The organism is Mycoplasmoides fastidiosum, from assembly GCF_024498275.1.
Lineage (GTDB): Bacteria > Bacillota_I > Bacilli_A > Mycoplasmatales > Mycoplasmoidaceae > Mycoplasma_N > Mycoplasma_N fastidiosum.
Window position 1 is genome coordinate 487,450 of sequence record NZ_CP101809.1, and the last position, 15,613, is coordinate 503,062.

General features: G+C 33.6%; 9 protein-coding genes. All 9 read left to right on the top strand.

What is annotated here, in order from left to right; all coding sequences use genetic code 4:
* Positions 1–39 precede the first annotated feature (39 nt).
* The 9 genes from NPA10_RS01475 (at position 40) to NPA10_RS01520 (ending at position 15,582) form a co-directional block, all read left to right on the top strand.
* Complete coding sequence (locus NPA10_RS01475; RefSeq protein ID WP_256547773.1) at positions 40–1,656, top strand: CTP synthase; 1,617 nt, start codon at positions 40–42, stop codon at positions 1,654–1,656.
* A gap of 9 nt (positions 1,657–1,665) precedes the next feature.
* Positions 1,666–2,994: a histidine--tRNA ligase gene (gene hisS, locus NPA10_RS01480; RefSeq protein ID WP_256547774.1), complete on the top strand. Its 1,329-nt coding sequence runs from the start codon at positions 1,666–1,668 to the stop codon at positions 2,992–2,994.
* Between the two features lie 3 nt (positions 2,995–2,997).
* Positions 2,998–4,743, top strand: coding sequence for an aspartate--tRNA ligase (gene aspS, locus NPA10_RS01485; RefSeq protein ID WP_256547775.1), 1,746 nt, complete (start codon positions 2,998–3,000; stop codon positions 4,741–4,743).
* Between the two features lie 11 nt (positions 4,744–4,754).
* Positions 4,755–7,025 carry a class I tRNA ligase family protein gene (locus NPA10_RS04390; protein ID WP_465223499.1) on the top strand — a complete coding sequence of 757 codons (2,271 nt, stop codon included), beginning with the start codon at positions 4,755–4,757 and terminating at the stop codon, positions 7,023–7,025.
* 2 nt (positions 7,026–7,027) lie between these two features.
* Complete coding sequence (locus tag NPA10_RS01500; RefSeq protein ID WP_256547776.1) at positions 7,028–7,876, top strand: MPN551 family DNA-binding protein; 849 nt, start codon at positions 7,028–7,030, stop codon at positions 7,874–7,876.
* Between the two features lie 6 nt (positions 7,877–7,882).
* Positions 7,883–8,971 (top strand): DHH family phosphoesterase, encoded by a 1,089-nt coding sequence (locus NPA10_RS01505; RefSeq protein WP_256547777.1) that lies wholly within the window; start codon positions 7,883–7,885, stop codon positions 8,969–8,971.
* A complete protein-coding gene (locus NPA10_RS01510; protein WP_256547778.1) occupies positions 8,958–10,067 on the top strand; it encodes a hypothetical protein in 1,110 nt (369 codons plus the stop codon). Before NPA10_RS01505 ends, NPA10_RS01510 begins: the two co-directional genes overlap by 14 nt.
* A complete protein-coding gene (locus NPA10_RS01515) occupies positions 10,060–11,202 on the top strand; it encodes a Y-family DNA polymerase (RefSeq protein ID WP_256547779.1) in 1,143 nt (380 codons plus the stop codon). Before NPA10_RS01510 ends, NPA10_RS01515 begins: the two co-directional genes overlap by 8 nt.
* Before the next feature lie 285 nt (positions 11,203–11,487).
* Complete coding sequence (locus tag NPA10_RS01520; RefSeq protein ID WP_256547780.1) at positions 11,488–15,582, top strand: DUF3713 domain-containing protein; 4,095 nt, start codon at positions 11,488–11,490, stop codon at positions 15,580–15,582.
* Positions 15,583–15,613 lie beyond the last annotated feature (31 nt).

Genomic DNA, 15,613 nt, shown 5'->3' on the forward strand with positions numbered 1-15,613 from the left:
GTATAATTAATAGTTTAAATTTAGTTAGATTGCAAGCATATGAACAAGACAAAAATTATTGTCATCACTGGTGGAGTTTTCTCGTCATTAGGTAAAGGAATTGCAGCGGCCAGTTTGGGCCGAATTTTGAAAGAAAAGGGCTTTAAAGTTGGTGCGCTCAAACTTGATCCATATTTAAATTTAGATCCTGGCACAATGTCGCCCTACCAACATGGTGAAGTTTTTGTAACTGATGATGGAGCAGAAACCGATTTAGACTTAGGTCACTACGAACGCTTTTTGGATTATAAAATTTCTAAGCTCTCATCATTATCAGCTGGCAAGATTTATGATTTAGTTTTAAAAAAAGAACGAAATGGTGACTACAAAGGGAAAACGGTTCAAATTGTTCCCCATGTAACTGATGAAATTAAAAACCACATCACCCAGTTGTTAACAGTTCAAGCTGATTTGGACTTTTTAATGATTGAGGTTGGTGGTACTATTGGTGATATTGAATCACTACCCTTTGTTGAAGCTTTACGCCAATTCAAAAATTCTTATGGTCGCACCAACATGATGTTCATTCACATGGCACCATTAGTAATGATTGATACTACCCAAGAACTAAAAACCAAACCAACCCAACATTCAATTAAATCATTACGTGAACACGGCATTATTCCTGACTTATTAATCTTACGCATTAAACAACCTTTAGATGAACAGTTAAAAGAAAAAATTTCCATTACGTGTGACATTGAAGGTGATTCAATTTTTACGTGTGAAGATGTATCTAACATCTACTTAATTCCTGAATTGCTATACCGTCAAAATATCGATCAGAAGATTTTACAATTCTTTCATTTAAACCAACCCCAAACCGATGATCATTTAACTAAATGAATGGGTTTTACCCAGAAAATCACCGCTCCTAAAAAATATGTTTGCCATCTGGGTTTAGTTGGTAAATACACCGAATTACCCGATTCGTATTTATCAATTATTGAATCCTTCAAACTGGCTAGTTATGAATTAGATACCGAATTACAAATTGAACTATTTAATGCCGAACAGTTTGAAGATAAAAGTTTATTACCCGAAAAATTAGGTCATTGTGATGCAGTTTGTGTCCCGTATGGTTTTGGTGATCGGGGAGTAGAAGGTAAAATTAATACGATTGAATACTGTCGAATTAATGATTTACCCTTTTTAGGAATTTGTTTAGGGATGCAGTTAGCGTGTATTGAATTTGCCCGCAACCAACTGCATTATGCTGATGCTACTTCTACTGAATTTGATCCCCAAACAACCACGCCCATTTTTAAATTACAAAAAGATAAAGATGCTGAGATTAATTTAGGTGGAACTTTACGGTTAGGATCAGAACCGATTCATTTAAAACGTTCTAGTTTAACCTACCAAATTTACAACAATCCGGTTATTTCTGAACGCCACCGGCACCGTTATGAATTTAATAATGATTTTGTTACTGAGTTTGAACAAGCTGGGTTTGTCTTTGCTGGCCAGTCAGTTCACGGGATGCAAGAAATCATTGAAATTCCCCAAAACAAATTTTTTGTTGCTTGTCAGTTTCATCCTGAGTTTAATTCCAAACCTTTAAAGGTTGGCCCATTATTCACAGCTTTAATTAAAGCTGCCAGAAAAGAGAAATAAACATTAATTATGAATACTAATTACGTCAAACCCCGTGGTACTTTAGATTTGTATGGTGAAGAACAAAGCCAACACCAGTTTGTGATTGATAAATTAGTTGCTTTAGCTAATATTTATGGCTTTGCAAAAGTTAGTACGCCAATTTATGAATCTTCAAACGTGTTTAACCGTTCTTTAGGAGCAACTAGTGATTTAGTCCAAAAAGAATTTTTTGAACTAAAACCCCGCAAAGAAAACCGCAACTACGTCTTACGTCCCGAAGGAACCGCGCCAATTATGCGGATGATAAGTAATGAAAAATTATTATTCAAATTGCCTTGACCACTAAAGTTTTATTACCATGGTCCCATGTTTCGGTACGAACGACCCCAAGCGGGACGATTACGCCAATTTTACCAATTTGGCGCTGAAGTCGTTGGCGCTGATTTTTTTAATTTTTTAGAAGTAATCGAATTTTGCCAACAGATTGTTGATGAGTGAAACTTATCAGGAAAAGTGAAGCTCCACATTAATTATTTGGGTAATGATGAAACTAAACTAAAATGAAACGAAGCATTAAAAGCTCATTTTAGCGAACACTTACACGAATTATCTCCCATCAACCAAGCCCGGGTGAATACTAATCCCCTACGAATTTTAGATGATAAAAACGACCAACACTTAGAATGTGTGCAAAACGCTCCAACCGCATTAGATTTTTTATCTGAGTCTGATCAAGCAGCTTTTGACCGAATTACCCGAGCTTTAAGAAAATTAGGAATTAAATTCGAAATTGATCATAAATTAGTCCGTGGGTTTGATTATTATTCTGGGTTTGTGTTTGAATTTATTTACACTGGAAGGGGTTTAGAAGGACAAGACACCTTAATTGGTGGGGGTGAATATAAACAAATTCTGAAGGAATTTGGTGATCCCAATGATGCGACTTGTTTGGGTTTTGCCATTGGTGTGGAACGAATGTTAGTGGTTTTAAAAGCAAACCGCTTTAAATTTCCAGCTTATAAACCAGTTGATATTTATGTCGCTTGTATGGTTGATGAGGTTGATGGTGATTTTATTAAATTAATGTGAAAACTCCGCCAAGCCCGCGTGCGTTTAGTTGTTAACTATTCGATTAAAAAATGGACCAAACACCTGAAAATCTATGATAGTTACAACAAACCAATCATGATGATTTATGGCGAACAAGAACAAGAACGAGGTATTGTAACAATCCAAGATTTACAGACACGGGTAAAAACAACAGTTAAATTAACCGAACCTAATGAAGTTTTAGCCGTGATGAGTCAAGTTGATCTTGAGCGATGAAGCAATAACATCTTGTATAAGAAAGAATAATTTATGAACTCCCTTTTAGAACAGCGGACATGAATCGCTACAATTGCTAATGAAACTTATCTAGAACAACCCGTTGTTCTGGCGGGGTTTTTACGACAAAAGCGTAAACTAGGAAAATTATGTTTTGTGGTTTTAACTGATACCACCGGCTCAATGCAACTGGTGTTTCAGCAAGAACTGTTAGACCAAATTTTCCAAGTTCCTAAAGAATCAGTGATTTGTGTAACCGGAACATTAAAAATTCGGAAGGACATTAATCCTGAACAACAATTTGGTCAATTTGAAGTAGTGGTAAAGCAGTTAACGGTTTTAAATCCAGCCCAAAAAACTCCACCTTTTACCATTGATGAAATTTTGAATGTGACCGAAGACACCACTTTAAAATACCGGTATTTATTTTTTCGCACTACTAAAGCAGCTGCTCATTTAAAAGCCCGTTCCCAAATTATTAACTATTTACGCAATTTTTTATTGACTGCTGATTTCACTGAAGTTAATACCCCAATTCTGGGTCGTTCCACTCCCGAAGGAGCACGGGATTATTTGGTGCCCGTGCGTTCAAAAACAGCAGCTAAAGGGTTTGCTTTACCCCAATCACCCCAATTGTACAAACAGTTGTTAATGGTTGGCGGATTAGAACGGTACTTCCAGTTTGCGACTAATTTTCGGGATGAAGATTTACGCGCGGATCGTCAACCCGAATTTACCCAATTAGATTTGGAAGTTGCTTATTCTAACACCCCCCAATTCATGACATTAATTGAGACAATGTTTAGTGATTTGTGAGCCAAGTTTTTTCAAACTAAACTAGTTACTCCATTTGTGAAAATGAGTTATGCAGAATGTTTAGCTGATTATGGAACCGATAAACCCGATTTACGATTTGGGTTAAAAATTGCGCACTTACCTAATTTCCCCGCTACCAAATGAAACCAAAACCAAAGTACCCAATTTAGTCATAAAGCTATTTTTGTTCCCGAACAAAATTTAAGTCGTCAAAAATTAGACGAAATTAAGTTGATGCTGAAAAACCAGCACCAACTTCATTATGTTTTGATCGGAATTAATTTGGAAGCCACTCCTAAAGGAGATTTATTTAAACCCGAATTAGTTGAATGAACCCAGCAGTATTTAACTGCTCAAACTTTACCAGGGACTTTAATTGTTGTGGCTGGGGATGAACCCAATTTAACAAGTGGCATGGGAGCTTTACGTTCTTATTTAGGTGATTTATTTAATTTAAAAAATCCGGATGAATTCCGGTTTTTATGGGTTACTGATTGACCATTGTTTGAATGGAATCCCACTGAAAACAAATGGGATTCTGCACACAATCCTTTTACTTCACCAACAGCTGGGTCTTTATCCACTTTTGCTACCCAACCCGAACAAGCTAAAGCTGATGCTTATGATTTGGTTTTAAACGGTTTAGAATTAGGTTCAGGTGCAAAACGAATTACTGATCCGAATTTACAACACCAATTATTTAATTTTCTAGGTTTAGACCAAGCAACCACCGAACACGCTTTTGGTTGATTTTTAGAAGCTTATCAATATGGTGCTCCGCCTCACCAGGGAATTGGATTAGGAATTGAACGGTTATTACAAATCATGTTAAAAACCCCAACTATTCGTGATGTTATTGCCTTTCCTAAAAATAACCAAGGCATTGACACGATGCAAAATACCCCATCTGCTTTCAGCGAAGAACAACTGGAAATTCTGCATTTGACTAACTGAAAAAAATAGGATTCATGATGATTTACAATCACAATTTAATCGAAAAAAAATGACAAAAATACTGGGAAGAACAAGACACTTACCGGTTTGTTGATTCTGCTGATAAACCCAAATATTATGCTTTAGACATGTTTCCCTATCCTTCTGGAGCCGGAATTCATGTCGGGCATTTAAAGGGTTATTTAGCGACTGAAATTATTAGCCGTTACAAAAAAGCTTTAGGTTTTGATGTTTTACACCCGATTGGTTGGGATGCGTTTGGTTTACCAGCAGAACAATATGCTTTAAAAACGGGTAATCATCCAGGTACTTTCACTGATCAAAACATCAATAATTTTCGCAACCAAATTAAAAAACTGGGATTTTGTTTTGATTTAAAAAAAGAAGTTTGCACAACTGATCCTGAATACTACCGGTTTACCCAGTGAATTTTTATTAAACTATTTGAAGCCGGATTAGCTGAAGTGCAAAAAACAACAGTTAACTGGTGTCCGGATTTAGGGAGTGTGTTATCCAACGAAGAAATCATCATTCAAAATGGGGTCAAGCTTTCTGAACGCGGGGAATTTCCAGTTGTGCTCAAACCGATGAAACAATGGGTTTTAAAAATCACTCAATACGCGGATAAATTATTAGAAGGTTTAGATGAATTAGACTGGCCCGAAGGCATTAAAGAACACCAACGGAACTGAATTGGGCGACAAGAAAAATACCAATTCTTGATGCAATATGCTGATTTTGGATTTGGTTTAAACTTAAGTTATGCTTCTAACATTCACCAGTTAACCGGAGTATTAACTAATGAATTTAGTGTCTTAACCAGACGATTAAAACAAGATCCTAGCTTAAACCAACAAATTACTAATTTTTATCAAGATCCCCAACAAACCCAAAATTTCAAACTGGATGTTCAAGTAATCAATGCCGCCTACAACATTCAAGTTCCTGTGGTGTTAACAAAAAATCTGGATGAAAAAAATCCCGAAATTGTACCAATGTTTGCTGCTCCAGAAGCAGATCTGGTTGATCCAACGACCGAAACCAATTTGCTAGCCCAAGATTTAAACAAGCACTTCCAAAAGGTTGTGACCTATAAATTGCGCGACTGAATTTTTAGTCGCCAACGTTACTGGGGTGAACCAATTCCGATTGTTTTTGATCAACATGATCAACCCCATGTTGATTATAATTTACCACTTATCCTTCCTGATTTAGATAAAGTACAGCCATCTAAAGATGGACGTTCACCTTTAGTACACGCAACTGCTTGGTTAAGTTTGGAAAAAGATGGACAAAAATTTACTCGGGAAACCAATACCATGCCTAACTGAGCTGGTTCTTGTTGGTATTATGTGGGCTACTTATTAAAAAACCGGACAACCGGAACTTATGCAGCCATTGACACACCTGAAACTTATCAATTATTGAAACGCTGGTTACCAGTTGATGTTTATATTGGTGGTCAAGAACATGCGGTTTTACACTTGTTATACGCCCGTTTCTGACACCGGTTCTTATATGACATCGGAATTTTTCCAACTAAAGAACCATTTCAAAAATTATTTAACCAAGGCATGATTTTAGGTCCCGATGGTTCTAAAATGTCCAAATCAAAAGGCAACATTGTTTCTACAGATGAAATTGCTGAATCTCACGGAGCTGATGCGTTGCGGTTATACGAATGTTTCATGGGCCCAGTGGCTCATTCAATGCCATGAAGTGAATCGGGTTTAAATGCAATTCGGAAATGAATTGACCGCGTTTATGGAACGTTTTTACAACTAGATCAATTTCAACGCGTTAATGACGATGATTTAACCATGCAAAAACTAGAAGCCCAGTTGATTAAGAACTTTGAGAGTTGTGTCGACCGCTTTAGTTTTAATATCGGGGTGAGTGAGATGATGGTTTTCATTAATTACTTGAATGATCATAAAACTTATTCACTACAAGCTTTGAAAACTTTTGTCCAAATTTTAAGTTTTTATGCTCCATTTTTGGGTGAAGAATTATGACAAAATTTCTTACACCAACCCGATTCAGTTTATTTTGCAACTTGACCCCGCTTTAATCCTGATGTACTAGTTGATGAGCAAGTTGATTTAGCAGTTACAGTTAATGGAAAATTTGTCAACCTTGTAAAAGTTCAACGCGATGCTGCTGAAGCAACAGTAACGCCATTAGTTCTAGCCGATCCTAAAGTAGCCCACCGAATTCAGGATCAAGTGGTTAAAAAACAAGTTTATGTTGTCAACAAAATTTTTAATTTAATTATTGAGCCCAAACACTAACCATGGAATTCAACAAATTTAAACCAAATGAATTCGTCTTTCAAAATAAGCAAATTCATCTAACCCCAGCTGGACGCCAAAAAGTTTATCGTCCTAAAAAAATTACTGGATCACGACTGGGAGCAATTTTGGGGGTTGATGAATACAGTTCACCCTTTCAAGTTTGGTGTGACATGATGGGGTTTTTCAAAACTACTCCTGATCCCTTCTTTTTAAATGCAGGAATTGTAATTGAACCTAAATTGCGGGAATTTGTTGAATCTAAACTGAATTGTAAATTTCAGTCTTATCATGGTCCAGATGTGGGCTTTGATGTGTTTAAAACCAATAAATACTTTGGGGGCATGCCTGATGGTGAACCATTAGACCCCCAAACCAATCAAGTTAATTACGAATCTAACATTCCGATGTTAGAAATCAAAACAACTTCTATTGATGAATATTTCTGAACTAAGCGCGATAACGAATTAGTTTTAGAACGTGATGAAAACGGGTTGCCTTTGATTAAATCAGAGGGCACACGATTTAGTAAGTGGATTGATCAAAAACACATTAAAATTCGTAATAGTTACATGTTTCAATTGGGGTTATACCTTTATTTACGCAACCAAACAAAAGGCTTGTTTTGTGTTGCTTTTTTAGAAACTGCCGACTATTTAAATCCTGAAAATTTTGATCTTAATAAAAACATTGTCTTATTAGAAGAATTTGAAATGGATCGGCAAAGTTTTCAAGCCGCGATTGATTATGCACAAGCTTGGTATGAAGCCCACATTGTAACCGGAATTAGTCCGGAAATGAGTTCAGCTGATTTAGAGTGATTTAGTTATGGGTATCCGCATTTAAAATAACTGTCTATGCTAGAAAAAAATTTCATTAAAAACTTTTTAGAAAAAATTAAACACGCGGATCAAATCGCGATTTTTTGTCACCGCCAACCTGATTTTGATGCTTTAGGTACAGCTTATGCGATGTATCAATGATTAGTTGATAATTTTGGTAAAGAAGATAAACGCATTTATTTAATGGTTCCTGATGATGCATTAAAAAGTCAAGATGAAATTTTATTCCCCCCGTTAGACAAACTGGCTACTTCCAAAGAACTGAGTAATGCTTTAGGGATTATTTTGGATACGGCTAATGAAAGCCGAGTGTTAACTTCATTACATACCGCATGTAAAGAATTAATTGCAATTGATCACCACCCTCGTTCTGAACGGTTTACCCAGTTGGAATTTATTGACCCAACCTATCCAGCCACAGCCCAAATTTTGGCGGAATTATTTGAATGATTAGAAGAAAAAGAGAATTATATTTTTCGTTCAGTTGTTGCCCAATATTTGTATGCAGGTATTATTACTGATACTAACAACATGTTAAGCCCAGCGGTTTTACCGTCAACTTTTGAAGTGATGGGTCGATTAGTTTTACGGGGGATTAACCGAAATTTAGTTCATGATGCAATTTTCATGCAAAACTTAACCCAGAAAAAATTTAGTGGGCATGTAATTGAACAAATCAAGATTACCAAAAATGGTTTAGCTTACGCCATCATTTCTAAAAAAGATAGTCAAAAATATATGGTTGAAGATATTCCCACGATTGTTCCAATTTTGGCTAACATTCATAATGTGGAAATTTGAACTAGTTTAATGTATGATTTTGAATTCAAAAAATGAAAAGCTTCAATTCGTTCTCGGGATGTGCAAATCAATGCTATTGCCCGGGAATTTGGTGGGGGAGGTCATAAAAAATCAGCCGCCACAGTTTTTGAAAAAAAGCGGGACTATTTCAAATTATTAGCCCGTTTAAACCAGTATTTGTACGAACTTGGTTATAAAAATACTTCAATTAATGAAGCCAACGCTAGCAGCGGGTATTTAATGTGACACCAGTGATTTAGTTTTCCGTTTGAAAAGAAAAAGAAAAAGTATGAAGAAAAATAAAGCAAAAATTTTCACTGGATTAGCTGGAATTAATTATTGCTTTTTTTTATTAACTTTAAGTTTTCCCATTTATTTATTAATTTTTTTTCAAGCTTTTTTTGGAGCCCAAAAAATTGCATCCCAACCAAAACCTGATTCAGCCCCAACAATCACTTTTGATTGGAAGATACGGTGCAAAATTTGATGATCAGAACATAAACAAACAATCATGAACTACCAACTTTTAAGTACAGCAATGGTGGGTTCTTTTATTATCAGTTTGGTTCTTATTCTTCTTGATTGGGATGGGTTTTTGGTTTTATGCAATTTATTAATTGCAACTTGATTAGTGAGTTATTTTGGATGACAGTTTTATCAAACTAAAAAAAACCAACCTGCTCCACCTAAAATAGTTTTGGGTGGAGCTGATCAGTACAAACAAAAAGTTTTGGGATTAATTTATTTATTGGCTACTTTTATCATTAGTGGCATTTGTTTAATTTTATTTTTTGTTTTGAACCAAAATAAAATTAGCACAATTGATGGTATTAGTTTTTATCATAATACTAGTCAATTAAGTTTTGTACATACTGCACCGGTGCCTGAAATTAATGATTTCAATGTTTTTTTTCAAGATCTAAATTTAGCTTATGGCGCAGTGGGATTTAATACGACTTTATTTTTAGTCGGAATTTTAACTGCTGGATTGTCATGATGAATTGGCATTAGTGGACTTGTTTGATTATTTATCACTCAAACTTATCAACCAGTGATTTTTTTAATTACTTATCATTTAAATAATGCTTGAACTTGGGGAGCATTATTTGCTTTTTTTGTTGGTTTTGGGATTGCTACTGTGTTAAAATGATGATTGAAAAATCATATTAATTTTTTCAAAAATTTTCAAAATAATTACCGGTGAATTACTGGTTTATCCAGTTTAATTTTTAATTGAATTTTATTTGGCTCAACATACTTTCATCATTATGCATGAACAGTAGCTCCACTTGTTTTAGCGCTTATTTGTTGAGTTGTGTTTATTGTGATTAACAGCAGTGTTTATTATTATCGTCAGCAATTAAAACCAATTTACAGTCATTGATTTTTTTATGAATAAATTCATTTTTCATATTGACATTAATGCCTTTTTTGCCACAGTTGAAGAAATTTTAGAACCTAGTTACAGTACCCAACCAATTGCGGTTTGTGCTCGAGCCAATCAATTTGGCATTATTTCTTGTCCGAATTATTTAGCCCGAAATTACGGAGTTAAATCGGCCATGAATAAAATTGAAGCAAAACGGCTTTGTCCAAATTTAGTTTTTGTTTTAGGCCATTTTGATCAGTACGAAAAATATTCCAATCAATTTTTTCATTTTCTCAAAACTCATTACGGCAAAAAAATACAAATTATGTCAATTGATGAATGCTATTTAGATGTCACTAATCGGGTTAAAACGATTAATCAAGCTTTAGCTTTAGCAAAAGAAATTCAAATTGAAATTTTCAACCATTTAAAACTAAAAATTAATATCGGGGTTAGTGATAATAAATTTGTGGCTAAAATGGCTTCGAATTTACATAAACCCATGGGAATTGTGAGTTGTTTTGGAACCGATAATTTTCAAAAAATTTTTTGACCTAAACCAATTAAAGATTTTTATTTTATTGGAATCAAAACTACACCACTATTACATAAATTAGGGATTAAAACTATTGGTGATTTTGCCCAATATCCACAACCTGATAATTTACAAAAAATTTTTTTAAATCAGTATGAAACCTTCATGGCTAATGCTTGGGGTTATGGGGATGATTTTGTTGATGCACGTCATTATGGTTATAAATCGATTTCAGCTAGTCGCACTTTAGATGAGGCGACAACTAATTATGAAATTTTAAAAGAATATATTTTAAAGTTATTATCCAGTTGTTATGAAAAATTAGAAACAACCAATAATTTAATTCCGCATAACATTAAAATGGACTTTCGATTTGCTGATGAAACTAAACAGGGATTTACTTTAAAAAATTTAACCACTAAACTGGATTCATTTGACAAAATTGTTTTTTATTTATTTAAATTATTTGAAAAAGAATATCGTTCTGATGAACCAGTGAAATTTATTGCCATCTATTTTCGTACTTTAAAACCCAATTTGCCTGATCATAATTTATTGAATCCGCATCAAGATTCCCGCAAAGAAGAGCAAGAAAAAATTAAAAAAATCATTTTTGATATTTTGAATTAAAAAATATCAAAAAGGTGTGGTTTTTCTGCAAATAATATGATTTTAACCAGTAAATCAATAATTTGATTTCACTGGTTTTTTACGGGTTTTTCGGGTGGATTGCAACCGAAAATTAGGTCAATTTATTGTATAATAACAGTTACTATAGGCACTTTTTTCTCGGAAAAAAATGTCCTTTTTTGATATTCAGGATTCTGATTTAGGGTTCTGAATAATTAACAAATAATTTTTTGTTTTTCATTATTAAATGAAAATAACAAAATTAATTCAGATTCTTTCGAATACATGAAAATCAATAACTACAAAAAAACTGCTAAAAAACTTTTAAGTTTTTTAAGTCTTAGTTTAATTAGTGGAACTGTTCTAGCTGCTTGTGGGGGCATTAATGTTGCTTCTACAACTAACACTAATGCGCTTTTGAATTTAGGTGACCGTACCAAATTTGCTAGTAATGATGCTTATTCTTTAAAAAACTTTACTTCCAGCATTTTAACTAAAACTGATGCTGGCAAAAATTTGTTACGTCAATTTGTTCGCCAATTAATTTTGAACTGATTTGAAAACCAAGCCAAATTGGATTCTGAAAAAATGATTGGTGGAACTTCAGATATTCCTAACGCGTTTGCTAAATATAAAAAAGATACAACTGAAGAATTATCTGGAATCTTAATTAGTCAAGGGGGTAATATTGGTACAGCAAGTACTTTATCCCAAAACAGTACTCTAGACCAATCTGGGGGAAATTCCCAAACTTATATTAATAATAAGTTGTTAGATAACTACTACCAACAATTTAAAACTCGGTTTGTAAATTTAAGTAGTTCTAATTTCAACATTAACCCGAATGCTGAATTTGATAGTAATGGTAAACTAGTTTATAACGATAAAGCTTATTTAGACTATGATTTCAAAATTACTAATGAACTGTTAGACAATTCTGACAACTGATCTAAAATTGGTTTTTATCCGCAATTATCTGATGCTGAAAAAACAGCAGATAACAAAAACATTGCTTTTGGATTGGCTGATTTGCATAATTTTTTATACCGTCGTTGACAAGAAATTAACAAACCAATTAATGTAGCAATGTCATTGTGAAAATATGATGACAAAGCAACTAAAAATAATTTGTTATCAGTTTATAACAGTGATAAATTAGAAAATGCTTTTCCCGAAAAAGCAGATTATAAATTCCCCTATTATGGATCAACAACTAATGACGATCCCACTTTAAGCACGAACAATGCCCCAATTAAATTTCAACAATTTGTTAAAAATTTAACTGCTTTAACTCCAACTGATGCAAGCAAAGGAATTTTTAATGTACCCAAAAATTACACCGATGATAGTGGAACTAGTATTCCAACTACATTAAGTAATATTTTCAGTACTTTATTCCCCCAATTTGCAGCTGGAGTAGTTCATAAATTTTTACAAGTAACTGATTCTAGTTCAACTAATAGTGAAGCAACTAAAAATGTGAATGAAATTGAAACTTCAGATTTAATGTCTAAAGATTTAATTAATTTATTTTTAGAAAAAAATACAGATGTTCAATCTAAATCATTAGTTGGGATTCATTTTGACAAATCAATTTTTAATCCTAATTCTGCTTACAAAGATTATGACTTTGTAATGGATCAACGTGATGTGAAGGATTCGCCGTGAATGTTTTTACGCAACACCGCAGGAGTACACGCGATTGCAATTGATGGCTATAACTACATTAAGAATAAAAATAACACAAATACTTCTTCTACAGTTGCTGATGCATTAAAACGTAGTTATGAATTTTATAATTTTCGGGCCTTACAAAAACTTTATGAAGGAGTATTGAATTTAAAAGACACCAGTTCTGTTAATGCTTTAACTGATGCAAACAAATTTATTTCTGATAACTTTGATGCTTTAATTTTTGATTACTATTACAAAAATCTTTCTAATGCAAACTCCATTTTCGCTGGAGTAGAAGATCCTAGCGGTAAAGTGCTAGGTTCAGCTAAAGTCGATGGATCAATTGATTTGGTGACTGATCAAACTGTTTTAAGTGAATTTAAAAAAGCTTTAGAAGCTTTAGCTAATTTAAACTGGGCAAACTCATTTGCTAACAGTTTAAATTTGATGGGTGAACGTTTGCAATCAGAATACCTTGGTTTTAATTTAGAACCACACGTTACTGCTACAACAGCAACCACTTCTACTCATTCACAAATTCAAGCTCAAGTAACACAATCACAATCTAGTGGAAGTGGTACTAGTGGCGGTGCAGGTGGTGGCGGAGGCGGTGGTAGTTCAGCCACTGCAGCACCAGCTGCTGTTGCACCGGCCCCAGCGGCCGCAGCTGCTCCGGCACAACCAGCTCAAAAAGCTGAATTATTATCCAATATTGCCAATGGCTTGGCTTCTGTTATGCCTTATGCATTAGATACTAATTTTAGTCAAGCTGCAACGATCACCACTAATACTGGTCGTTACAAAACATTAGCACCAATTTTTACTGATCAAAAATACAATGATTTTTATCAAGTTTTTGATTATTCTAATTCTGTTAAAAATTTAAAAACTTTAGAAAAAGATTTTTCTGACGCAGTCGAAAAAGTTGTTGAAAATATTAATTTACAACCGTCTCAAAACTTAGAAAATCCAGCTGGCTCACAAATTATTTTAAGTAATGTTGATGTGTTTAATTATGCTTTAAATACATACTTAAATAATCCAAGTAATATTTCAGCGATTGTTTCTACCAACTTACTTTTAGAAAATTATTTATCTAAAATTATTGACTTAAATTCATACATGTTAAAAGATGATAAGTTATTAGGTGATAATTTCAAAACTTTAAAAGTAGATGACACTAAAAAAGCACAAGCTAATCCAACTCAAACAGGTGCTAATAGTAGTGAATATCTGCCATTGAATGATGCGGTTGCTAATGCGTATTATTCTAAGAAATATTTAGATAGCAAAAACCCATTAATTTATGGGGGTTTTCAACATATTAATGAAAGTACTAATGTTGATGTTGCAGCTTTTGCTAAAAACTTTAACGACAAACAAAAACAGTTATTTGAACGCAATTTTTATTATGAAACTAGTTTAGCTTACAATCCTTATTCCACCGATAATAATGATTATTTTGCTTTCTTACAAGCTTTAAAATATTTAACTCGTAATCGGTTTGAAAATTTACGTTTATATTTACGGAGTAGTTTTTCTTCGACAACAAATGCTGCATTTGCTTGATTAGTTGATGTACCCAATGAAAAAATTACTGGATTAACCACCCAAGATCTTGTATTAAATAAATTTGAAAACACTAATTTAAATTATCAAAACAAATTATTAAATCCATTTGTTAGTCCAACTGAAAAGTTTAATTCTTACAATACTGATTACACTAATTCATTTAATTACACCACCATTTTAAACAGACCGACAACATCGACTGTTGCAAATAGTGGAGCAGATAATATGCAATCATCTCCGATGCCTGCTGCATCTGCCAGTTCTATGCAAAACCACACCAATATCTTTAAAGGATTTAGTGGTTTAGTAATTGATGGGGCTAACCGTTCTTGAACAAATCCAACCCAGTCTGATTCGGTTATCAGTGCTTTAAAAGACATTCGTAGTTACACTAATGCGGGCAGAAATGGTTTATTGTTTAGTTATGGTAATTTAGAAGGATTAACCCGATTTATTAATAATTTGGACTCAGTTGCTGCAGTGGAACAGATGGCAGAACGTTTACAAGAATTAGTTAATAGTTTAACAATTAATGCTATTAACACTCAAACATTGCAAATCAAATTATCAGATAATAAAGTAGTTACTCGTCCATTAAGTTTTCAAGAAAAGAAAAATGCTTTATTAGCTTTAGTTAATAACTATAAAATGCCTTCAGTTAACCAAGCAGTGGCATTAGCAGATTTTAAACGCATTTATGGAACAGATCCAGAAAATGGCTACCGTTCTTTAGATAATGTTTATACTTTGCAAACTTCAGGAACAGAGTTTGCCAATAATATTTCTGCAGATTTATTTGTACGGTTCAATGATTTGTTCAAATCTGCTACAAACACAACAACTTCTAATAATCAATTTGCTTTTAGTATTAAAGACAACAATAAATTGTCTCAGTTAGTTTATGCTGTGCAAGTTAGCTCTGCAGATTTTGATACTTCTGAAAGTTTTATTAAACTAATTCAAAACTACTTAGGTGATAACGTTTTTGCTAACTGATTGGTGCAATTAGCTAGTGAGAAATTCTTCCAAGATTTAGCTAAAACTGATTTTGAATCAACAATTGAAAAAATGGTTGTTTATGATACTCGCTTCCAAAAAGCATTATCCACTACTTATATTTCTAACAAAAACTAATTTTTGTATTCCTAAAATTTTGCTGATCAGC